The organism is Staphylococcus pasteuri (assembly GCF_030547725.1).
In the GTDB taxonomy this organism is placed as follows: Bacteria; Bacillota; Bacilli; order Staphylococcales; family Staphylococcaceae; genus Staphylococcus; species Staphylococcus pasteuri.
On sequence record NZ_JAUOQO010000783.1, the window covers coordinates 1 to 244 of the forward strand.

Annotated in this window: 1 protein-coding gene; it reads right to left on the reverse strand. The window is 35.7% G+C overall.

From position 1 onward, the window contains the following. Positions 1–244: hypothetical protein (locus Q4528_RS15490; RefSeq protein WP_303522606.1), on the reverse strand; the 244-nt coding region annotated here is incomplete at both ends.

Genomic DNA, 244 nt, shown 5'->3' on the forward strand with positions numbered 1-244 from the left:
TTATTACCTTTAGTCCGCTTTAACTCTCTAACATGACCTTGTTGCATCCGGTTAAATTCGAGAGCTATTTGCAATATCCATTCTTCCTGGCTATCGTGTGGAGTATCATCTCGAACATGATCTTGTAAATTAATCAGTTCAAGAGTACCTCTTGTTTTTTTTAGAATTTCTTCTATAATTCTAGGTTGACTTGTGTCTTCTGTATTTTTAACGCTTTGTGTGCCTAGATTACCAAGTGGATACA